Source organism: Paractinoplanes tereljensis, from assembly GCF_016862435.1.
Taxonomy (GTDB): Bacteria; Actinomycetota; Actinomycetes; order Mycobacteriales; family Micromonosporaceae; genus Actinoplanes; species Actinoplanes tereljensis.
On record NZ_BOMY01000010.1, the window covers coordinates 1 to 21,832 of the forward strand.

Consider the following 21,832-nt stretch of genomic DNA (forward strand, 5'->3'; position numbering starts at 1 on the left):
TGTTATACCGCCCTCGGGGCAACCGCTCAAACTTACCTGGTCGGCTTCGCCAGCGCAAGATCCAAGATCTTGCCGGCACCGCCCAAATGTTTTCCCCACAAAACACACCCGCCGTCTGAGCGGATAGTTCGTAGAGGTGGCCCAGTAGGACCGGCCGACGATCGCAACTTGGCGATCAGTCCGCCCGGCTCCCTGCGGGCTTCGTAACTCTACCCGGTCGATCTCGCTGGCGCAAATCCCGATTTCCCGGATCTTCGAACCAGCCTCGCCCGAGGCTTCAGCAAGCTTAGCGCCTGCCTCAGCCGCCCGTCGAATCCCCTCCGGCCCGTCACTTTCGTGCCGTTCCGTCCGGGTTTCCCTCGGGCAAAGAGAAAGTTACGTGATCACCCACCGCCTATGCAAATCGACCCCCGTGCCCGTCTGTCCCGCGAGGCCCCCGCAGCGGGTCGCTGACCATGAAAGAGTGGGCTCATGGGTGAATCCCCGACGCTGGCTGCCGACGCACTACTCGATCTCGTCTTCCCCGTCTGGCAGTTCGTGATCGGAGCACTTGTGCTGGTCACGCTCGTGGTGTCGGTGCAACGAATGGTCCGTCGTGGCCCGTCGCGAATGGGCGGCGCGATGCTGCTGGCCGGCGGCGCGGTGATCGGCGTAGCGGTGATCGGCTATCTCGTGCAGATGCTGTGACCCGCACTACCCCACCCGCATGACTCACTAGAGCCGCCGGTTGGCGAGGCTCGGCAGCTCGGTGCGGATCAGCTCGAGGCGGGCCAGGTCGAGGTCGGCGGTCACGATCCCCACCGCGTCGGGCGCCTGCGCGACAACCGTCCCCCATGGGTCGATGACCATGCTGCGGCCGAAACAGGTGCGGCCCGGCTCGTGGTCACCGATCTGGCCGGCCGCGACCACATAGCACTGGTTCTCGATCGCCCGGGCCCGCAGCAGCACCTCCCAGTGGTCCCGCCCGGTGTGGAGCATGAAGGCAGCGGGCACCACCAGGATCCGGGCGTCACCCTGCACGGCGAGACGCCGGTAGAGCTCGGGGAAGCGCAGGTCGTAACAGATCGACAGCCCGGTGCGGACACCGGCGACGTCGGCCACCACGGTCTCGTCGCCGGGAGCCACCGAGCGCGACTCCTGATAGGAGACCCGGCCGGCGATCTCCACGTCGTACAGGTGGATCTTGCGGTAGGTGGCCGCGAGATCTCCCTGCGGGGAGAAGACCAGGGAGGTGTTGTACGTGCGGTGCTCGTCGGGGCCGGCCTCGTGGAACGAGCCGGCGTGCACCCAGAGGCCAAGCTCGCGCGCGGCGGTGGCGAAGAACGTGGCGAACTCGCCGTCGACGCCCTCCGGCTTGGGCGCGGTCGCGCCAGGACCTAGATAATCGACATACTCCGGCAGTACGGCCAACTCGGCGCCGGCCGCGGCCGCCCGCTCGAGCATGCCCCGGGCCACGGAGAGGTTCTGATCCCGGTTCTCCCGGGAGTTGACCTGACAGACGGCAACGCGCATAGGACGAAGCCTACGGCGACGCGAGGCGTGGTTGTAGGGCCGCGAACGGCCCTACAACGTCGATCAGGCCGACTTCTCCTCGCGGTCCGGGCGACGGCGACGGCCGACGAACTCCCGGGGCACGATGGTCGGGTTCACGTTTTCCAGCACGACCTCGCCGGTGATGACCACCCGGGCCGCGTCGGGATTGCTGGGCACCTCGTACATCACGGAGAGCAGAACCTCTTCCATGATCGCGCGGAGGCCACGAGCACCCGTGCCACGCAGCATCGCCTGGTCGGCGATCGCTTCGAGCGCGTCGAAGTCGAACTCCAGCTCGACCCCGTCCAGCTCGAACAGGCGCTGGTACTGCTTCACATACGCATTTCGGGGCTCGGTGAGGATCTTGATGAGCGCCTCACGGTCGAGGTTGCGCACCGTGGTGATCACCGGTAGCCGGCCGATGAACTCGGGGATCAGCCCGAACTTCAGCATGTCTTCCGGCATGACCCGGCTGAAGATGTCGTCGGTGTTCCGCTCGGAGATCGAGCGCAGGTGCGCCCCGAACCCGACACCGCCGTGCCCCACCCGGGACTCGATGATCCGGTCCAGGCCGGCGAACGCGCCGCCCACGATGAACAGCACGTTCGTCGTGTCGATCTGGATGAACTCCTGGTGCGGGTGCTTACGGCCACCCTGCGGCGGAACGTTCGCGACCGTACCCTCGAGGATCTTCAGCAGAGCCTGCTGGACGCCCTCGCCGGACACGTCCCGGGTGATCGACGGGTTCTCGCTCTTACGAGCGATCTTGTCGACCTCGTCGATGTAGATGATGCCCTGCTCGGCGCGCTTGACGTCGTAGTCGGCCGCTTGGATCAGCTTGAGCAGGATGTTCTCGACATCCTCCCCGACGTAGCCGGCCTCGGTCAGAGCGGTCGCGTCAGCGATCGCGAACGGGACGTTGAGCATGCGGGCCAGGGTCTGCGCCAGGTGTGTCTTGCCGCAGCCGGTGGGGCCGATGAGCATGATGTTGGACTTGGCCACCTCGACGTCGCTGCCCCCACCGGGAGCGCCACTCGACTCAGCCTGAATCCGCTTGTAGTGGTTGTAGACCGCTACCGAGAGTGCTTTCTTCGCCTGTTCCTGTCCGACAACGTAGTTGTCGAGGAAGGCGCAGATCTCCATCGGCTTGGGAAGCTCTTCCCACTTCACCTCGCCGGTTTCGGCCAGCTCTTCTTCGATGATCTCGTTGCAGAGGTCAATGCACTCGTCGCAGATGTAGACGCCTGGGCCCGCGATGAGCTTTTTGACCTGCTTCTGGGACTTCCCACAGAAGGAGCACTTCAGTAGGTCGCCGCCGTCGCCGATCCGTGCCACCTACGTTCTCCTTGAGCTCATCGGCCGGCTTACGCCGTCCTGGTCCGAGGACCCTGGTTCGAGGGTTGAGTGCCTCGTTGCCATCTCATCGTCTGCCGAACCGCGTAACTGAGGCTGCATGCTCGACGTTACCCGCAAAGAGGCTGTTCTCCGACCCCCCAAAACGGGCGTGTCAGGGGTCGGCCAGTTTAGCGTGCACCGGCCGACCCCTGACACCACGCTTCTCAGCTGCCGGAACCGACGGCCTGCAGCGTCTTCTTCCGGCTGGCCAGGACGGTGTCGACGATGCCGTACTCCTTGGCCTCGGCCGCCGTCATGATCTTGTCACGGTCGATGTCCTTGCGGACCTTGTCGACCGCCTGGCCGGAGTGGTGAGCGATCATCTCCTCGAGCTGGGTGCGCATCCGGAGGATCTCGCGCGCCTGGATCTCGATGTCCGACCCCTGGCCGTAACCACCCTCGGTAGCCGGCTGGTGGATCAGGACCCGGGAGTGCGGCAGCGCCAGGCGCTTGCCGGGGGTGCCACCGGCCAGCAACACCGCGGCGGCGCTGGCGGCCTGGCCCAGGCAGACCGTGGAGATGTCCGGACGGACGTACTGCATCGTGTCGTAGATGGCCGTCATGGCCGTGAACGAGCCGCCCGGCGAGTTGATGTACATCGTGATGTCGCGGTCGGGGTCGGAGCTCTCCAGCGTCAGCAGCTGGGCCATCACGTCGTTGGCCGACGCGTCGTCCACCTGGACGCCGAGGAAGATGATCCGGTCCTCGAACATCTTGTTGTACGGGTTCGTCTCCTTCATCATCCCGTTCGAGGAGCGCTCGACGAAGGACGGAAGGACGTAGCGGTTGTGCACCGGAGCGAACCCGGGAGGCATGGTCAGGTCGGTCATTGTTCCGCTCCTCAGTTCAGCGTTCCGGCGCCCTCAGGCACCTCGGTGGCCGTCGTGATCACCTTGTCGATGAAGCCATAATCCTTGGCCTCCTGCGCGGTGAACCAGCGGTCCCGGTCGAAGTCCTCTGCGATCTGATCCTGGGACTGACCCGTGTGAAACGCGATCCGCTCCTGGAACATGCGCTTGGTGTACAGCATCTGCTCGGCCTGGATGGCGATGTCGGCCGCGGTGCCGCCCATCCCACCGGACGGCTGGTGCATCATGATCCGCGCGTGCGGCAGCGCGAAGCGCTTGCCCGGAGCACCGGCGCAGAGCAGGAACTGGCCCATCGAGGCCGCCATGCCCATCGCGACGGTCTGCACGTCGTTGTCGATGAACTGCATGGTGTCGTAGATCGCCATGCCGGAGTAGACCGAGCCACCGGGCGAGTTGATCCAGAGGTTGATGTCCCGCTGGGGGTCTTCGGCGGAAAGCAGCAGCAGCTGCGCGCAGATTCGGTTGGCAACCGAGTCGGTCACCTCGCTGCCGAGGAAAATGATGCGCTCACGCAGCAGGCGGTTGAAGACCGAGTCGTCGAGGTTGCCACTGAGGGTGTCGCCCCCACGCAGCACAGGGCTCGCGGGGATGTGGAGATCGGTCATGGCAGCCCTTCACAGCTGACTGTGCCGGCCTAGGTGCCGGTCGGCAGGTTGTCCGTCGTACGACCAACCTAACCGGTCGAATGCGCATCAGCTTCCCGCTCGGGCAGGTGTTCGCTGACAGCGCACGGACCCCGGAAAGACCGACCGGCCGCCGCCAAAGGGGCAGCGGCCGGTCGCCAGAGCCAAATTAGTGGTTGTGGCCGGCGTGCTCGTCCTCGCTGGCGGCCCGGAGGTCGTCGAGGGTGAGCTCGGTGCCTTCCGAGTCCTTCATCGTGACCTGCTCCATCACCGAGGCGAGCGCCTTGCCGCGGCGCACGTCGCCGAACACGGCGGCCGCCGCACCCGACTGAACGAGCTGGTCGTAGTACTGCTGGGGCTGCATCTGGGCGCGCTGGGCCCGGTGCACGATCTCGTGACCGAACTCGTCGTCGGAGACCTGGACGTCCTCGGCGTCGGCGATCGTGTCGAGCAGCAGCTGGATGCGAACGCCTTCCTCGGCGGCCTCGGTCAGCTCCTGGTCGATCTGCTCCTCGGTCTTGTCCTCCGAGGTCAGGTAGTCGGCCAGGGTGGCGCCGATGCGCTCCAGCTGGTCGGTCATGGCCTGCTTGCGGCCCTCGACCTCGTCCTTCACGACGCCCTCGGGGGCCGGGATCTCGGCGGCCTCGACGAGCTGCTTGAGCGCCTCGTCCCGGGCCGCGTAGATCTGCTCGACCTTCTTCACCTTGGTCAGCCGCTCGCGCAGGTCGCCGCGCAGCTCCTCGAGGGTGTCGAACTCGCTCGCCAGCTGGGCGAACTCGTCGTCGATCTCGGGCAGCTGCTTGTCCTTGACGCTGCGCACGGTCACCTTGACCTCGGCCTCGCGGCCGGCGAAGTCGCCACCCACCAGCTCGGTGGTGAAGTTGGCGTCGGCGCCGGCGACCAGGCCCACCAGGACCTCGTCGAGGCCCGGGAGCAGCTGCTTGCTGCCGACCTCGTGGGAGATGTTGGTGGCCGAGCCACCCGGCACCTCTTCGCCGTCGACGGTGGCGTTCAGGTCGAGCTGGACGTAGTCGCCCTCCTCGGCCGGCCGGTCGACGGTCTTCAGCGTCGCGAAGCGCTCGCGCAGGCCCTTGATCTGCTCGTCGATCTCCTCGTCACCGATCTCGACGGCCGGGACGGTCACCGAGATCGTGGACAGGTCAGGGATCGTGATCTCGGGGCGGACGTCCACCTCAGCGGTGAACTTCAGCGGCTCGTTGTCGCCGAACTCAGTGATCTCCACCTCGGGCCGGCCCAGCGTCTTGACGTCGTGCTCACGAACCGCCGCGAGGATCTGCTGCGGAATCGCCTCCTGCACGGCCTCGTTGAGGACCGCGCCGCGGCCGACACGCTGATCGATAACCGCAGCCGGGATCTTGCCGCGACGGAAGCCTGGCACCTGAACCTGCGCGCCGATCTCCCGGTACGCCTTCTGCAGGCTCGGCTTGAGCTCGTCGAACGGCACCTCGATGGCGAGCTTCACCCGAGTCGGGCTCAGAGTCTCGACGGTGCTCTTCACAGGCGTACTCCTTGTTGCTGCGGAATAGTTGACGTCAGTCGGGGTGGCGGGATTTGAACCCACGGCCCCTCGCTCCCAAAGCGAGTGCGCTACCAAGCTGCGCCACACCCCGTGGCGGTGGCCAGTGTATGCGGTCCGCTTTCCTGCGCGTGCGGTGGAGTCCACCTGGTTCGCGCGGGCGGGAGATGGTTCGTTAAGCTATGCGGGTGTCCCGGTCTCAGACCGGTCCGCGCGGGCGTAGCTCAATGGTAGAGCCTCAGTCTTCCAAACTGATTACGCGAGTTCGATTCTCGTCGCCCGCTCCACGTTTGACCTGCTAGGCAGCATGATCAACAAAAATTTGATCAAGCTCAGCGCAGCAATTGTTGGGGAACTTGATGGGAAACGAGCATCGACACAGGTGTCAGCTCTGACCCCAGATGGCACCGGCGCCACACGCGTGTCTGCGATGCATCCAGCTCAGCCCCAGCTCACAGCGGTCCTCCTCCACCGGCACGAACGCCGACCGGGCAGGGCTTCGACGGCCCAATTGGCATCCTCAGTTAAGACAAACTGATGGTCACGCTTCGAACTCCGCCCAGGTGCCCCGAGCCAGAACCTAGGCCAGCCCCGTGGCCTGTGACTACGACGATCGAGGCCCACCTGGCCGGACAGGTCCTGCAGTCGCAGCACTAGGTCGCCCGAGCCGACCGCACGGCTCAGCGAGCTGGCGCAGCGATGCAGTTGGGCCTTCGGCATCGGCTGGGCCAGAGGGCGGCCGTCCAGCAACGGCTCGACCACTGTCCGGTGATCAATGACGCTTCGGCACGGCCGTCGAGGAGCCCTCGAAAACTGCGCCTCTCGGTTGAGGGCGGGCGGAGAACGCCCCCGCCTAGAACCAGCACAGGGAGCAAGCTGGCGGCGGCGTTGCCCGGGAACAACCGCCACGTCGGACGGTCGCACCCGGCGAGGTGGCGCACAGGCAAGGAACGCCGCACGCCAGGACCGCGGGGCCTCAGTGCGGATCTCATTGCGAGCCGTCGCCGCACCTGCAACGGCTGCGGTACGAACAGGTCATCCTCGCCGCGCGGTCGACGTTGCTGGGCGGCTCACCAGCCTCAGCAGGACACCCGGCAGGGCCAAGTCAAGCGCTCGCCGACGAGCAGCTTGGACGGGTGTGATCACTGGGGCAGTGGTCGGGCGGGTGCCGCCGTGGTCGTGGCCGGCCGCCCGTCCACACCCGTCGGTGACGCTGTCGTGTCGCCGATCACGGTCTGGTCCTCGGCGACGGTCGGTTCGGGCTTGAGCTGGCCGCGCCGGGTGTCCCAGATGTCCCGGGCGATGATCTGAATGATGCCGGCCACCGGGATGGCAAGCAGTGCGCCCAGGATCCCGGCCAGCTCGACCGCGATGAGAATTGCGATCAGCACGGTCAGCGGATTTACCTGCACCGTTCGAGCGAAGATCAACGGTTGCAGCAGGTGATTCTCCAGCTGCTGGTAAAGCACGAAGAAGACGATCACGACGATCCCGGCCGTGGTCGATTCGACGAAGCCGGCCAGGGTGGCGACGATCGCGCCCAGTGTCGCGCCGACCAGCGGGATCAGATCGACGAGCCCCACGAACAAAGCGATCAGACTGGCGTACGGGATGCCCATGATGGCAAGTACGGCGTAGGTGAGTGCCCCGCAGATGACGCTGATGAGCAGGTTGCCGGTGATGTAGCCGGTGATCGTCTTCGCGCAGTCGTGGCCGACCCGGCGGATCCGCTCGGCGCGCGGCTGGTCGAACAGGGCGAGGAAGCCGGCGACGGCCTTCGGCCCCTCCAACACCATCAGATAGGAGAGCACGAAGATGGTCACGATGCCCGCGACGCTGGTGGCGGCGCCGCGCAGAATGGTAAGTGTGGGCGCGCCGAGGGTACCGGCGTACTCCCGGAACCGGGCGGCGTTCTTCTGCGCGTACTCCACCAGGTTGAACCGGTCGATCAGGCCGCCGACCGGTCCGCGTCCGGCCCGGGCGTCGTCCACGATCTTCGGCAGGTTGGCTGCTACCTGTGTTCCCTCATGGACGAGCGGCACGACGAAGAGCGTGACCAGCCCGCCGAGCAGGACGAGCGCGACGACGAACACCAGCAGCGTGGCAAGCCAGCGCTTGCCGAACGCCGCGCGGCGCTGAACCCAAGTGACCGCCGGGTTGAGCGCGACAGCGAAGAACCCGGCAATCACGATCCAGATCATCACCTGGCTGGTGGCCCGCACCAGGTAATAGAGCAAGAGGGTGGCCCCAACCAGACCAATGACGATCATCGTCCGCCGGGCGGTCAACCGGGTGTCATCACTACTCACTAAATTTTCATACCCCACCTATCAAGATCCAAACTGGCGCGACCACGTCTATCCGGGGGGCTCCGGTCGAGCGTGCCCGCCCCGCGCCAAATGCCACGCTCGGCCCTCCCGGAGAAGGACTCGTTGGGCGCTGTGGCGACCGAGGCCGTCAGCCAGGGTGGCAATCGTGGCCTGCAGGCTCGTCAAGGGCCTGTCGAGTGAGGGCGGTCAGGACTTGCCGAGCAGAGGGGTCGGCCGGCGGCCGAAAATCGCGAGACGTCGAGACCGGCGGCGAGGCTCGCGGCCGGTGCCGGCGCCCCCGTTGCCAGAGCGCCTCGGTCATGGTCGAAGCCAGGCCGGCCCACTTGAACACCGCGCGCTTCCGCAGCTCACCGTGGTTCGCGACGCCGCTGCGGAACCGGGCGCCGGACTCTCGCCGCTCCTTGGTGAAGAGGGCACGCCGTCATCGAGCGTCATTCTCCTACGCCGTGGTGGGTGTGCACATCGACGTGGTCGGGCGGGTGCAGCGCGAACACCTGCCCGGCCCGAGTAGGTGTTCGGCTGCGCGTGATACCGAACGGGCACCGCGGCTTGACTGGCGGGTGTGCTTCCATACGGCAGATCGCGCCCTACGCGCATGGTGTCCTGGCAGCGTTCAATCAGCGAGTGATGGGGCCACCGTCGGGTCGGGAGCGGTCAATCTGAACGGCCGAGTTGTCCTTGGCTTCGACCGCAGGACCGGGCTTGTTGAAGGTGACAGCGACGGTCTCGAAGCCTTTGCTGCGCTGAGCGACGGCTTGGCCTGTGTAGGCGCGATGGTCGCCCCTGGTCAATTCAACGTCGTCGGTGAACGGAGTGAGCAGCGCCCGTGGGTAGAGCCGCTCGACGCGTACGACATTGATCTCGGCGCACAGCACCACCGCGACCGCGGTCACGTAGAAGAAGGCCAGCAGGCCGAGTACCAGCGCGAACACGCCGTTGGTGGCGCTGGCGCCCTTGACCACATGCCCGAAATAGGCCACGCCGAAGGTCTGCAACAGCTGCCAGATCACCGCCGCACCGATCGCGCCGGGCGCGACGTCGATCACGCTGAGATGCCGGGCGGTCGCGAGCCGGAAGAAGAACACGAAAACGACCGCGTTGATCACCACCGACGCCACCAGCAGGACAATCTTCAGTACGCCGGCGAGAGAACCCGCGTCGCTGCTGCCGAACGTGGACAGCGTGGTCGTCCCGATAACGGCGACGCCGGCGGTTAGAAGCAAGAGGAGGCTGCGGCCGCGGGCTTTAAGCGGGTTGGGCCTATTGTTGCGCGGGACCCGCCAGACTGAATTCATCGCGTACTGCACCGCTTGCGCCACTCCGAGACCGCCGTACAGCGCTCCGAGAATGCCGATCACCAGACCGGTGGCTCCGCCACCGATCCGGGAGGGATCGTGCAGTTGGCTGCCGACGACCGGGAACTGACTCAATGCGGAGGTGAGGATGTGCTGCTGCAGGTCCGGATTTCCGGACAGAACGTAGCCCAGAATCGTCGCGGCCAGCAGCAGCAACGGAAACATCGAGACGAACGCATAGTAGGCGATCAGCGCTGCCAGATAACTGCCCTGGTCGTCGAAGAACTTGTACAACACGGCCAGCGGGAATCCCGTCCAGGCGTGTTCACGCTGGAACCTGTCAACCCGACCAGAATCGTTCATCCCACATGACCTCTCACGCCGACGGTCCGGCGCGCTGGAGCGAAGAACCGAGCGGTGCTCAGCCCACCGCCTCGTCGACGACTCAGCCGCAAGTACCCGTGAGGTCCTCGTCGCCACCTCTGAAGCGAGGTTGGCCGGGTTCCGCCGCCGCTCGCGGCCGCCGATGGGTGGCAAACAAGATCATCTGTTTAGCGGCATTGGCGTAGGCCAGAGGTCCGACCAAGCCGGCGACGAGCAGTCGTCGACGCCCGAGTGGCGAGGCGACGGTGGTTACCGGCTGAACGCCAGGCGGAAATGGCAGCTCCTGGGCGACGGCGCTGGACCATTCGATCGTGATGCCAGCGTGGTCGTCGGTCTAGGTCTCGGTGCTGTCCAGGCTGGGCTCGACCTGCTAAAGGCGCCCGCAGAAGGTATGCCCCGATGCGGGGAGGGTAAACGACTTGATGGGCCGCTGTCGGCGTAGGCGTCCAAGCCGTGATCCGGACAGTGATCGTGTCGAACGACAGGGTGCATCGACTAAGGCTCGGTCCGGGCATACCAACCCCGCCCGGGCGGGGCAACCCCGCCCGGGCGCTGAAGAATGCCAAGGCGTCGTGCCGGGTCTCGACCTCGGCGTCCAGAAGCATGACCTTCGGCTCGCTGCGCAGCTCGCTCACTATCAGCAGTTGGGCGAACCGCTGCGGGAAGCCGGACGGCGCCTTCTATGAGTACCTCAGAACCCGCAGCTCATCTTCGGATAATGGTCGCCGCCGGGTGACGACGCGGTCGGACGCACCCGCGCGATCGGCGAGTACGTCCGAAAGGCGCTTACCGCGGTCTTAGTAGGTCTTGCCGTTGGTTACGGCCGGCTGGACCAGCAGGGCCACTGGGGTCGTCGGTGTGGCTGGTCCGATCTTCGCTGCGGCGTTCTCCCGGGCGAGGAACGAGCCGAGTTCGCCGATCGTGCACATCAGCGGAGCCGGGAAGACGACCGTAGTGTTCTTGTCGACACCCAGCGTTGGCGGGCCACGGTCATGCTGCGCCCGTTCGGGCCGACCGTCTGGTCGGCGTAGATCAGCGCGTCGGACACGGCGAGGATTCCCGCGGGAAGCCGACGATCTGGCTGCCAAGCCCTCGCGCTCGAGCCACGCATAGCGCGGCGGAGTAGTGCGCGACCAGGCCGACGATCCGGCTCGGCCAGCCCGCGGCCTGCAGGTACCGGGCGCCGTCGATCGGGTGAAACCGGTGTCCTCCAGCACGGCCGTGTATCCGATGTCGTGCAGCCATCCCGCCGTGAGCAGGATGTCGCCCTCGCCGCGCGTACCGGTGGCGCCGGCGACCTGCTCGGCCGTGACCGTTTCGTGACCAAGTGAATTTGTTGTCGCATCGGTCGACGTCATCCGCGAACAGTCGTAGCCTGGCCGTTCGGCAAAGCCCTGGGTAACGGACGGTAACGCGATGAGCGACGCGACGGTCGACGTCGAGACCAGCCCGGACGGCACCCTGGTCGTCCAGCCCCACGGCGTCCTCGACGCCGACGACGCGGTAGACCTGCGGCGAACCCTGGTGCACGCCATGCGCCGGCTGCGCCCGATGCGACTGGTCGTCGACCTGCACGACGTACGCGACCTCGATCCCATCAACCTGGGCACCCTCGCCGCGGCCTGCCACCTCGGCGACGACCAGCATGTCGCGGTCTTCCTCGACCGCTGCTCCCGGGCGATCGCCGAACGACTCACCGCCGCGGGCGTCCCCGCTCACCGGCTGCGCTACACCACATCGGCGGTCTGAACCGATCGCCCGGTGTATGTCGGTTGATCGTGGCTGCATCGGCCAGCAGGCGGGTTGAGCCCGTGCACCCACCGGTAGACCGTGGCGTGATCGAACCGGATACCGCGTTCGGCGAGTAGTTCCTCGACGTCGCGGTAGGGGACTGTAAAGAGTTTCTTGACACTCGCTGCCCTGCTGTGTGTCCAGCACGGGGGCGTGGAGGACGAAAGCAGTCCGAGGGACGCGGCCCTCGGAACGCCGATGCCGGGGCTGGCGCTGGTGCCACGGATGTGCACATTCTGCTATCGGACATCCCAGGAGTGGATGTGGCGCATGAGGGTCCGGCTCTTGGTTTGTACCTCGCTCATCCGGGCGAGGATGTCGTCGAGGGTTCGGATGGCGTCGGTGATGTGTGGCCCCTTGTTGAGCATGACGCAGTCGGCGCGTTCACCGGCGGCCGCGTCAGTGATCTCGGCCCGTGCGGGTTGCCCGGTCTTGGCGAGGGTTTCCAGGACCTGGGTCGCCCAGATGACCGGCACGTGGGCGGCTTCGCAGAGCGCGAGGATTTGCCGGGGTACTTCGGCGAGCCGTTCGAAGCCGATCTCGACGGCCAGATCTCCCCGGGCGATCATGACGGCCACGCGTGGGTGCCGCATGGCGACCAGCATGATGGCGGGGAGGTTCTCGAAACCCTGCCGGGTCTCGATCTTCAGCACGAGGCCGAGGTGATCAGCATTGGCGGCGTGGAGCCGGTCGAGTACGTGTTCGACGTCGCCAGCGGTGCGGATGAAGGACACGGCGACCATGTCGGCGTGGGCGGCAATGAACGGCAGGTGCGAATCGTCCTCGGGGGTCAGTGCGGTCAGCGCCAGGACGGTGTCGGGCAGGTTGATGCCTTTCTCCGCGCCGAGATGCGATCCGCCGGGCTGGGCCTGGGTGATGCGTACGGTGGCCTCCCCGGGTTCGACGGACTCGACGACCGCGGCTATCCGGCCGTCGTCGAACAGCACCGGGTCGCCGGGGCGCAGCGCGGCGATGGCTTCGGCCAGCGTGCAGCCCAGGCGTGTCAGGTGCCCAACGCTGGCCATGTGGGACGGCGCGAGATCGGTGGTCAGCACGAGTTGCTGACCGGTGTTGAGGGTCAGTCGCCGGATGACCGGTGGGATTCCCCCGGCGGTGGTCGCGCTATCGGAGCACCACAGCTTCGCGCCGTTGTCGAGATAGGTGTTGTGGTGTCCCTGCGCGAGCACGCCGTCCGGGCTGACGGTGGTCACGGTGAAGGTGCGTTCGGGTCCGCGGGTGTCGTGCAGGGTGATGACGTCGCCGGGACCGCGGGCGGAGAGCCAGGCTTCGTCGACGTGCACCGCGAGAGCCGGATGCCGGGCCGGGGCGGCCGGTGCCGGAGGGGATGCGGGGTGGTGCGCGGGGGTCAGCCAGAGTCCTGCGGGGGCGAGCACGTGTCCGGACTCGTCGCGGGTGACCCGGGCGCGGCCGACTGCCGGCCCGTCGAGGATCGGACCCGTGCGCAATTTCGGGCCGGGAAGATCCATCGAAACCCGTACGCTTCGCCCGGCTGTCGTGGCGGCGGCCCGGACGTTGGCGGCCATCCGCTGCCAAGCGGCGGGCTCATCGTGGGCGCAGTTGACACGGGCAACATCCATGCCCGCGTCGACCAGTGCCGTCACGAGTCGGGGATCGTCCGCGGCCTCGCTGGGAAAGGTCACCATGATTCTGGTGGGCCGGTCGGGGCGCATCGGCCCGAACAGAGCGTCCGAATTGGCCTTCAGGATCGCGTCGCCGCCGTCGAGAGCACTGTTGATCGCGTCAAGGTTCCACGGGCCGGTGTCGCCGCGCAATGCGGCCAGGACGTTACGGCCAGCGTGGACTTTTGCCTGAACGTTGGCTTCAGCGGTGGCCAGCGAGGTGGCGCCGATGTCCATCAGGTCGTTCTGCAGTTCTCGTCGATCGCGACGGCGCAGAGTCGTGTAGTGCACGAGGTTCACCGCCCCGGCACGATGTTGCGGCGCGACGGCGGCGATGGCAACGGACTGCGCCGCCTCAGCATCTGACAGATCGTCGAGCAGAGTGTCGAGCCTGGCGATCAACATATCCAGTGACTGTTGCATGATCTTGCTGTTCCTTCCGACACGGCGAGCTTGACAAGGCCGTTTACGAGCCACGTCCACGCGGGGTCAGGACGCAGAGACGCTGGTGTGCTGGCAACTCGGGTGTGGCCCTGCCCGGCACGGATACCTACGGTTTGGCGGTAGGTGTCTCAATTGAGCGGCGTACGAGCCGCTCGACAAAAATGCCCACAAAACTGCGGATACGGGCGGTGGCAAAGCCGCTGTAGAACGTGCGTACCCGGCTGGTGAGCTCGGCGGTCGAGATCTGATCCCGGGTGTACCGCCGCCCGAGTCGGCTGACGATCTCCACAATCTGGTCCTCGTCGTTCCGTTCCTTTGCCGGCGAGGCGACCTGGGCCACTTCTGTCACGGGCGGCACGAGAAGGGAGGACCGGGCGGTGATCTTCCGAACAGGTGGTTCAGGCATGACGTCAGCGCCTCATATAGGTAATTCCAAGCCTTACACGCCCGCCGTGTTCGGCCCCCGATGCCGTCATGAACAGTCGAAGTCGGCACGAGTGAACTCCGGCGAAAGTCGACTCGGGTAATGCCAGACGACGGCAACCCCATGCCAGGGACCTAACCGGACGGCAGCGAACACACCTCTGAAGTCTGCAGGCCGTTCGCGTCCATGGTCTCCTCCTCCAGGATTTGCCGGTTGCGCAGCTAGGCCACTTGATCAGCCAAATTTGATCAAGACCCAGAACAGCTATTTTTGGGGACCTTGGCGGGAAACAAGCGTCGGCACAGGAGCCGAATCGGGTGACGGACACGGTCGGACGGACCCGCGCGATCAGCGAGTACGTCCGAAAGCTGCCTACCGCGGTCTTAGGAGGTTTTGCCGTTGGCTGTGGCCGGCTGGACCGGCAGGGCCACCGGGGTCGGCGGGGTAGCCGGCGTGTTTGGTCCGGCCGTCGCCGCGGCGTTCTCGCGGGCGAGGAACGAGCCGAGTTCGCCGATCGTGCTCATCAGCGGCGCCGGGAAGACGACCGTGGTGTTCTTGTCGACACCCAGCTCGACCAGGCTCTGCAGGTTCCGCAACTGCAACGCGAGCGGGTGGGCCATCATGATGTCCGCAGCCGTGCCCAGGGCATCCGCGGCGAGCGCTTCGCCTTCGGCGGCGATGATCTTCGCGCGCTTCTCCCGCTCAGCCTCGGCCTGCCGCGCCATCGCCCGTTTCATGCTGTCGGGCAGCTGGATGTCCTTGAGCTCGACCAGCGTGACTTCGACGCCCCAGTCCTCGGTGGCGACGTCGAGGATCGTCTTGATGTCGATGTTGATCCGGTCGGTCTCGGACAGGGTCTCGTCGAGGGTGTGCTGGCCGACGACCTTGCGCAGGGTGGTCTGGGCGATCTGGTTGATGGCCGCGTTCACGTTCTCGATCGCAACGACCGATTTCACCGGGTCGACGATCCGGAAGTAGGCGACAGCGGAGACGTCAACGCTGACGTTGTCGCGGGTGATGATGCCCTGCGACTGGATCGGCATGGTGACGATCCGCAGGCTGACCCGGTTCAGCACGTCGATGAACGGGATGATCACGGTGAGCCCGGCCTGCCGGGTGCCGATGACCCGGCCGAGGCGGAAGAGAACACCCTGCTCGTACTGCTTGACGACCTTCACAGCGAGCGTGAGCAGGAGGAGCCCGGCGATAGCGATGGTGACGATGATCCAGATGGCTGGCATGGCAGAGTTCCTGACCCCGGCGCTGGGCCGGATGTCTGTGCTGCGGGGAGGTGCAGGACCAGCCGGCGCGGGGCGCATCGGCCTGGTCGTCTGGTGGTCAAGGGCGCCCCACCGGGTGGTGAAGCGGCAGCCACCGGGGTCTCGAGCGACGGCCCCAACGATACGCCGGCTCCTCCCCGAAGGAAGCAGCCGGCGACGGTGCTGAGGTCAGATGAGCCAGCGGTTCTTCTGGACGAAGGTCAGCTGCGCCCACCGACGGCCCAGGCCCCAGGTGTGCCCGGCGTAGGTCAGGGCGAGCACGACCAGGCCCACGGCGTACACGAAGTGGTAGTCGATGATCGGATTGGACGATCCGCTGGCCTCGCCAGATGCGGTGTGCTGGGCGAGGGGGAACTCGGCGAACCACATCATCGCCAGCACGAGCACGCCGGCGCCGGCGGCGATCCGCATGCCGATGCCGGCGATCAGAGCGATGCCGACGGCGAGCATGGCCAGCATGAACAGGCCGTTGGCGTACCAGGTGCCGGCCATCGTGTGGAACATCGACTGGAACGGGCCGACGTCAACCGACGACAGGAAGCCCTTGGTGGGTGATCCGCCGTTGATCCACGCCTTGGCCGACGGTGTCGAATAGCCGAGGCCGAAAGTCTTGTCGAGGAAGGCCCACAGGAACACGAATCCTGTGGAGATCCGCAGAACGGCCAGGGCCTTGGCGGCGGCGGCCGTGAGCATGGAACCTGGTGCCTCGACGTATTCCAGAGCGTGGGTGGCGGTGGGGGTGGGCCTGACGACGCTCATGGGTTCTCCTCGGTAAATGTAGACATTCATCACTCTCGTCCCCGCTGTACCGGAGCGCGCGGGCTACAGGGCCCTACCGGACGGGACTAAAGTCCCGCCGCCGCCCAAGGTCCGGGACCGCGACGGGAGCCGTCGGCCGCGGATGACCGATAGCATGAGTCGCGTGGCCGGTGAACCGGAGGCAGACCACGGCGGCCCGCAACGCGACCCGCCGTCGCTCGGTCTGACCCCGCTGTCCCGGATCCGCCTCGACGAGTTGCTGCGGGAGATGCTGGATCGCGTCGGTGACGTGGTCGCCAGTCGCGAACGGCTCCGCTCGCTGCTCAATGCCGTCGTGGTCATCGGCGGCGACCTGGAGTTGCGGACCGTGCTGCAACGGATCGTTGCCGCTGCCTGCGGGCTGGCCGGGGCCCGCTATGCGGCGCTGGGCATCGTCGGGTCCGATCGGCAGCTGTCCGACTTCATCACCCACGGCATCGACGAAGATCTGCACGCGGCCATCGGCGAGCTGCCGCACGGCCGCGGGGTGCTGGGCCTGTTGATCAGTGACCCGAGCGCGGTCCGGATGCCGGACATCACCCAACATCCGCGATCGCACGGCTTCCCGCCGAACCACCCGCCGATGCACAGTTTCCTCGGCGTCCCGATCAGAATCCGCGACCAGGTCTTCGGCAATCTGTATCTCTCGGAGAAGCAGGGCGCGGCGGAATTCACCGAGGACGACGAGGAGATCGTTGTCGCGCTCGCCGCGGCCGCAGGCGTAGCGATCGACAACGCCCGACTGTTCGCGCTGGCTACTCGGCGGGAGCGTTGGGTCACCGCCGCCGCTGAGATCACGGCAGCCCTGCTCGGAAAGGTGCGGCGGTCCGAGGCGCTGCACCTGATCGCCCGCCGCGCCCGCGAGGTGGCGGACGCCGACCTGGTGATGGTGCTGCTTTACGACGACGCGGCCGGCCAGTTCACCATCGAGGCTGTTGCCGGCCCGGGCACCGTCACGCCAGGACTGCTCGGCGCCGTCCTGGCGGCGGCCGACACGACCTTCGTCGATGCGGTGACGAGACCGCAGCGCATGCTGCTGGACGACCTTCGCGGATCGGCGCCGTGGCCTGTCCCCATGCCGGACGGCCCGGCCATGGTTGCCCCACTGGGAGGTTCGGACGTCCTGCACGGGGTCCTGATCGTCGGCCACGGCGCCGAGAACGACGCCCGCGACGACGACGTTGTCCTGCTGTCGAGCTTCGCCGACCAGGCCGTTCTCGCTCTGGAACGCGCCCAGGCCCAGGACGAGCGGGAGCTGCTGGTGGTACTGGCGGATCGCGAGCGAATCGCCCGCGACCTGCACGACGTCGTCATCCAGCGGCTGTTCGCCACCGGAATGGAACTGCAGAGCACCGTGCCGCACACGACGCGACCGGAGGTCGCCAAGAGGATCAACCATGCCGTTGACGCCCTCGACGAGACCATCCGCGACATCCGCCGGTCGATCTTCGAGCTGCGTACTCCGGTAGGGGCGTCCCTGCGCACCGAATTACACGACATCGTGGAGGCAGCCACCGAGGTGCTCGGATTCCGGCCCGTACTGGACACCTCCGGGCCGGTCGACAGCGCCGTGCCCGACGACGTGGTCCCGCAGATCGTGGCGGTCCTGCGCGAAGCACTCGCCAACGTCGCCCGCCACGCCAAGGCCAGCACAGTGCGAGTCACGGTGCGCGCCGCCGGCGATCAGATCACGGTGATCGTCGAAGACAACGGCGTGGGCACTGATCCGGCACTCGCCCGTGGCGGTCTCGTCAATCTGCAGGACCGCGCCAGCGACCTCGGCGGCACCTTCGAGGTACGCCGCGGAGAGGGCGGAGGCACCGTTCTCCACTGGCGGGTGCCCCTGACCGGCTGACCCGGGTCGAGCCGGCGCCGGCGAAATTCACCCTACGGACCAGGTTCTCCGGCCCGGCCTACCTGTCCCTCCGCGTCCAGCGATGGATCACGGCGTCCACGTCCAGTTGCGCACCTCGGGCAGGTCCTCGAAGTTCTCCCGGATGTAGTCGTGATGCCGGGCCAGCATCTGTTCACAATGCCGAGCCAGGTCAAGACCCTTCTCCGGTACGCGGCGGGAACGGCGCAACGCCTCCAGGACCAGGTGGTAGCGGCTCATCCGGTTGAGCACGACCATGTCGAACGGTGTGGTCGTGGTGCCCTGCTCGTTGAAGCCCCGGACGTGGAACCGGCCCGGGTGCACGCGTCCGTGCAGCAGTTCGTGGACCGCTCGGGGATATCCGTGGAATGCGAAGACCACGTCGGTGTCGCGGGTGAACATGTCCTCGAAGGCCTGCTCGTTGAACCCGTGCGGGTGATCATCGGCGGGCAGCAGCGCCATCAGATCGACGACGTTGACGACCCGGACCCGCAGGTAGGGCACCCAGTTGCGGAGCAGCTGGGCCGCGGCCAGGATCTCCAGGGTGGGGGTGTCACCGGCCGCGGCCAGGATGACGTCGGGCTCCTCGCGACGTTCCGGCGAGGCGGTTTCCGTGCCGGCCCAGTCCCACACCGAGGCCCCGGCCGCGCAGTGCGCGGTCGCCTCGTCCATCGTCAGGTACTGCAGGTGTGGCTGTTTGTCGACCACGATCAGGTTGACGTGGTCGCGGCTGCGCAGGCAGTGATCGGCGATCGACAGGGTGGTGTTCGCGTCCGCCGGCAGCCAGATCCGCACGACGCCGGGCGCGAGTGGGATCGCTGTGTCGATCAGGCCCGGTCCCTGATGCGAGAACCCGTTGTGGTCGTTGCGCCAGCAGGTCGAGGTGAGCAGCACGTTCAGCGACGCGACCGGCTCGCGCCACGGCAGGTCGGCGGCGTGCTGCAGCCACTTGGTGTGCTGGATCAACATGGACGCGGACACCATCGCGAACGCCTCGTAGGTGGCGAACATGCCGTGCCCGCCGGCCAGAAGGTAGCCCTCGAGCCAGCCTTCACAGAGGTGTTCGGAGAGCACCTCCATGACCCGGCCGTCCGGGGACAGATGGTCGTCGGTGGCCAGGACCGGCGCCTGCAGGCAGCGGTCGGTCACTTCGAAGACCGCGGCGAGGCGGTTGCTGGCGGTCTCGTCGGGGCAGAACAGCCGGAAGTTACCGCCGCCGTCCTGCGCCCGGGTCGAGGCCGTGTAGACGTCGCGCAGGAGCTGACCCAGCGGCTGGGTGTTCTCGTGCGAGCTGACGCCGGGCGTCTCCACCGGCAGGGCGTACCGCTGCAGGGCCGGTACGTCCAGGTCGTGCAGCAGCCGGCCCCCGTTGGCATACGGTGAGGCGGACATCCGCTTGTCGCCGTCCGGGGCGAGCGCGGCCAGTTCCGGGACCAGGCGCCCGTCGTTGTCGAACAGCGTTTCCGGCTGGTAGGAGTGCAGCCACCGCTCCAGCAGCCGCAGGTGTTCCGGGTTCTCCCGGACCTTCGACAGTGGCACCTGGTGGGCGCGGAACGTGCCCTCGATCTGTACTCCGTCGACCACGTCCGGTCCGGTCCAGCCCTTCGGCGTACGCAAGATGATCGCCGGCCAGCGCAACGTTCCCGCCGCCGCGACCGCGCCGGGTTCGCGGGCCTGCTGCTGGATGGCGCGGATCCGCGCGTGTGCGGCCGCCAGCTCGCGCTGAAGGTCGGTGAAGACCGTCGCGGGGTGGTCGCCGGCGACCACGACCGGGTCCCAGCCCTGCGCGGCGAGCAGGGCGATCACGTCGGCGTCGTCCGCTCGGCCGAGCACGGTAGGTCCGGAGATCTTGTAGCCGTTGAGGTGCAGGATCGGCAGGACCGCCCCGTCGCGGCGCGGGTTGAGGAACGCCGGGATCTTCCACGATCCGGCCAGAGGCCCGGTCTCGGCCTCCCCGTCGCCGACGACACAGGCGACTGTCAGGTCCGGATGGTCGAAGGCAGCACCCGCGGCATGGGCGAGGGCGTAGCCGAGTTCGCCACCTTCGTGGATGCTGCCCGGCATCTGCACGCTGACATGGCTGGGCACCCCGCCGGGGGTGGAGAATTGCCGCACCAACGCGGTCAGCCCGTCCAGGCCCTGGGAGATGTCCGGGTAGACCTCGCTGTAGGTGCCCTCGAGATACACATTCGCGAGCAGGGCCGGCCCGCCATGGCCCGGGCCGGTGACATAGATGTAGTCGGCGCCGGTGTCCCGGATCAGCCGATTCAGGAGTGTGTAGATCATCGACAGACCCGGGCTGGTTCCCCAGTGGCCCAGCAGCCGTGGCTTGATGTCACCGGGCATCAGCGCATCACGCACCAGTGGGTTCGCCTTCAGGTAGATCTGGGCGACGGTCAGGTAGTTCGCGGCCGCCCACCAGCGCAGGTCGAGGTCCCGATCCCGGTCGGCGTACGTCGGCGTCGCGGTCACCGGTTCGGACAGCGTGTCCATCGGTTGCTCTTTCCTGGTGCTTCGTGTGAGGGCGCCGGGTGCTGTTACTTGTGCAGCAGTACTTTGAGCGCGCCGGTGCCGGCGGCCCGGCTGAACACGTCGTAGGCGTCGATGACCTGGTCGAGGCCGAACCGGTGGGTGATGAACTTCTCCGGCGCGAGCTGACCGGTGCGCAGCAGCTTCAGCAGTGTCGGGGTGGACCAGGTGTCGACCAGGCCGGTGGTGATGGTGACGTTGCGCGTCCACAGGTCTTCCAGGTGCAAGGTGGCCGGTTTGCCGTGCACACCGACGTTGGCGACGTGGCCGCCGGGGCGGATCAGCCGGGTGCACATCTCGAACGTGTCGGCAATGCCGACCGCCTCGATGGCCACGTCGACGCCGAGCCCGTCAGTCAGCCCGGCGATGACCTTCGCCGGGTCCTGCCGGGACGGATTGACGGTGACGTCCGCGCCGAACTGCTTCGCGGCCTCGAGCCGGGTGTCGGCCAGATCGATGGCGATGATGTGGCTCGGGCTGTACAACCGGGCGCCCATGATCGCAGACAACCCGATCGGGCCGGCGCCGACGATCGCCACGGTGTCCCCGGGCCGGATGCCGCCGTTGACGACGCCCACCTCGTACGCGGTGGGCAGGATGTCGGAGAGCATGAGTACTGCCTCGTCGCTCAGGCCGGCCGGGATCAGGTATGTCGAGGTGTCGGCGAAGGGAACCCTGACGAATTCGGCCTGAGTGCCGTCGATCTGGTACCCGAGGATCCAGCCACCGCCGCCGAGGCACTGCCCGTACCGGGCTTCGCGACAGTAGCGGCACCGGCCGCAGGCGCTGACGCAGGAGACCACTACGCGGTCACCCGGTTTGATGGTGGTGACGGCGACGCCGACGGCTTCGACGGTGCCGACGGCCTCGTGACCGAGGATCCGGCCGGCGGTGGTGTCCGGCAGGTCGCCCTTGAGGATGTGCAGGTCGGTACCACAGATCGTGGTGGCGTCGACGCCGATGATGGCGTCGGTGCTGTCGACGATGCGGGGGTCGGGTACGTCGTCCCAGCTTTTCTGTCCGGGACCGTGATAGACGAGTGCCCTCATGGCAGTTCTCCGCTTCATTGCTGCTGTGCGATGGCATC

At 67.0% G+C, this 21,832-nt stretch carries 17 protein-coding genes, 2 tRNA genes and 1 pseudogene; 4 read left to right on the plus strand and 16 right to left on the minus strand.

The window, feature by feature from the left end:
- The first annotated feature begins 471 nt into the window (after positions 1-471).
- Positions 472-687: a hypothetical protein gene (locus Ate02nite_RS07645; RefSeq protein ID WP_203801220.1), complete on the plus strand. Its 216-nt coding sequence runs from the start codon at positions 472-474 to the stop codon at positions 685-687.
- A 27-nt stretch (positions 688-714) separates the two neighbouring features.
- On the opposite strand, the gene Ate02nite_RS07650 is transcribed toward Ate02nite_RS07645, so the two are convergent.
- The 6 genes from Ate02nite_RS07650 to Ate02nite_RS07675 all read right to left on the minus strand — a co-directional run bounded on the left by Ate02nite_RS07650 (position 715) and on the right by Ate02nite_RS07675 (position 6,051).
- Positions 715-1,512 carry a carbon-nitrogen hydrolase family protein gene (locus tag Ate02nite_RS07650; RefSeq protein ID WP_203801222.1) on the minus strand — a complete coding sequence of 266 codons (798 nt, stop codon included), beginning with the start codon at positions 1,510-1,512 and terminating at the stop codon, positions 715-717.
- Between the two features lie 63 nt (positions 1,513-1,575).
- Positions 1,576-2,868: an ATP-dependent Clp protease ATP-binding subunit ClpX gene (clpX, locus tag Ate02nite_RS07655; RefSeq protein WP_203801224.1), complete on the minus strand. Its 1,293-nt coding sequence runs from the start codon at positions 2,866-2,868 to the stop codon at positions 1,576-1,578.
- A 224-nt stretch (positions 2,869-3,092) separates the two neighbouring features.
- A complete protein-coding gene (locus Ate02nite_RS07660; RefSeq protein ID WP_203801226.1) occupies positions 3,093-3,758 on the minus strand; it encodes an ATP-dependent Clp protease proteolytic subunit in 666 nt (221 codons plus the stop codon).
- An 11-nt stretch (positions 3,759-3,769) separates the two neighbouring features.
- On the minus strand, positions 3,770-4,402 hold the full coding sequence (locus tag Ate02nite_RS07665; RefSeq protein ID WP_203801236.1) for a ClpP family protease: 633 nt from the start codon (positions 4,400-4,402) through the stop codon (positions 3,770-3,772).
- Between the two features lie 187 nt (positions 4,403-4,589).
- Positions 4,590-5,939: a trigger factor gene (tig, locus tag Ate02nite_RS07670; RefSeq protein WP_203801238.1), complete on the minus strand. Its 1,350-nt coding sequence runs from the start codon at positions 5,937-5,939 to the stop codon at positions 4,590-4,592.
- A gap of 38 nt (positions 5,940-5,977) precedes the next feature.
- Positions 5,978-6,051: transfer RNA gene (locus tag Ate02nite_RS07675), tRNA-Pro, on the minus strand.
- A 119-nt stretch (positions 6,052-6,170) separates the two neighbouring features.
- On the opposite strand from Ate02nite_RS07675, the gene Ate02nite_RS07680 reads away from it, so the two are divergent.
- Positions 6,171-6,244 (plus strand) — tRNA-Gly (locus Ate02nite_RS07680).
- Between the two features lie 855 nt (positions 6,245-7,099).
- Here the strand turns inward: Ate02nite_RS07680 and Ate02nite_RS07685 are convergent.
- From Ate02nite_RS07685 to Ate02nite_RS07695, 3 genes are all read right to left on the minus strand, one after another.
- Positions 7,100-8,266, minus strand: coding sequence for an AI-2E family transporter (locus Ate02nite_RS07685; RefSeq protein ID WP_239147204.1), 1,167 nt, complete (start codon positions 8,264-8,266; stop codon positions 7,100-7,102).
- A gap of 638 nt (positions 8,267-8,904) precedes the next feature.
- Entirely contained in the window at positions 8,905-9,945 is a 1,041-nt protein-coding gene (locus Ate02nite_RS07690) for a YihY/virulence factor BrkB family protein (RefSeq protein ID WP_203801240.1), read from the minus strand.
- Between the two features lie 818 nt (positions 9,946-10,763).
- Positions 10,764-11,324 (minus strand): hypothetical protein, encoded by a 561-nt coding sequence (locus Ate02nite_RS07695; protein WP_203801242.1) that lies wholly within the window; start codon positions 11,322-11,324, stop codon positions 10,764-10,766.
- A gap of 58 nt (positions 11,325-11,382) precedes the next feature.
- Between Ate02nite_RS07695 and Ate02nite_RS07700 the strand changes: the two genes are divergently transcribed.
- A complete protein-coding gene (locus Ate02nite_RS07700) occupies positions 11,383-11,715 on the plus strand; it encodes an STAS domain-containing protein (protein ID WP_203801244.1) in 333 nt (110 codons plus the stop codon).
- On the opposite strand, the pseudogene Ate02nite_RS48640 reads toward Ate02nite_RS07700, so the two are convergent.
- From Ate02nite_RS48640 to Ate02nite_RS07720, 5 genes and pseudogenes are all read right to left on the minus strand, one after another.
- Positions 11,714-11,864, minus strand: a pseudogene (locus Ate02nite_RS48640) (IS6 family transposase); the annotation flags it as partial. The gene Ate02nite_RS07700 and the pseudogene Ate02nite_RS48640 overlap by 2 nt on opposite strands.
- A 132-nt stretch (positions 11,865-11,996) precedes the next feature.
- Positions 11,997-13,880: a pyruvate kinase gene (locus Ate02nite_RS07705; RefSeq protein WP_203801246.1), complete on the minus strand. Its 1,884-nt coding sequence runs from the start codon at positions 13,878-13,880 to the stop codon at positions 11,997-11,999.
- A gap of 67 nt (positions 13,881-13,947) precedes the next feature.
- Complete coding sequence (locus tag Ate02nite_RS07710) at positions 13,948-14,190, minus strand: three-helix bundle dimerization domain-containing protein (protein ID WP_203801248.1); 243 nt, start codon at positions 14,188-14,190, stop codon at positions 13,948-13,950.
- Between the two features lie 458 nt (positions 14,191-14,648).
- Positions 14,649-15,506, minus strand: coding sequence for a slipin family protein (locus Ate02nite_RS07715; RefSeq protein ID WP_203801250.1), 858 nt, complete (start codon positions 15,504-15,506; stop codon positions 14,649-14,651).
- Between the two features lie 207 nt (positions 15,507-15,713).
- On the minus strand, positions 15,714-16,304 hold the full coding sequence (locus tag Ate02nite_RS07720; protein ID WP_203801252.1) for a DoxX family membrane protein: 591 nt from the start codon (positions 16,302-16,304) through the stop codon (positions 15,714-15,716).
- Positions 16,305-16,572: 268 nt separating this feature from the next.
- Between Ate02nite_RS07720 and Ate02nite_RS07725 the strand changes: the two genes are divergently transcribed.
- The gene (locus Ate02nite_RS07725) at positions 16,573-18,198 is read left to right on the plus strand and encodes a sensor histidine kinase (protein WP_239147214.1); all 1,626 of its coding nucleotides are present in this window, start codon (positions 16,573-16,575) and stop codon (positions 18,196-18,198) included.
- A gap of 87 nt (positions 18,199-18,285) precedes the next feature.
- Here Ate02nite_RS07725 and Ate02nite_RS07730 read toward each other — a convergent pair whose 3' ends face one another.
- On the minus strand, positions 18,286-20,709 hold the full coding sequence (locus Ate02nite_RS07730; RefSeq protein WP_203801258.1) for a phosphoketolase family protein: 2,424 nt from the start codon (positions 20,707-20,709) through the stop codon (positions 18,286-18,288).
- Positions 20,710-20,753: 44 nt separating this feature from the next.
- On the minus strand, positions 20,754-21,794 hold the full coding sequence (locus Ate02nite_RS07735; protein ID WP_203801261.1) for a zinc-dependent alcohol dehydrogenase family protein: 1,041 nt from the start codon (positions 21,792-21,794) through the stop codon (positions 20,754-20,756).
- Positions 21,795-21,832: the final 38 nt, after the last annotated feature.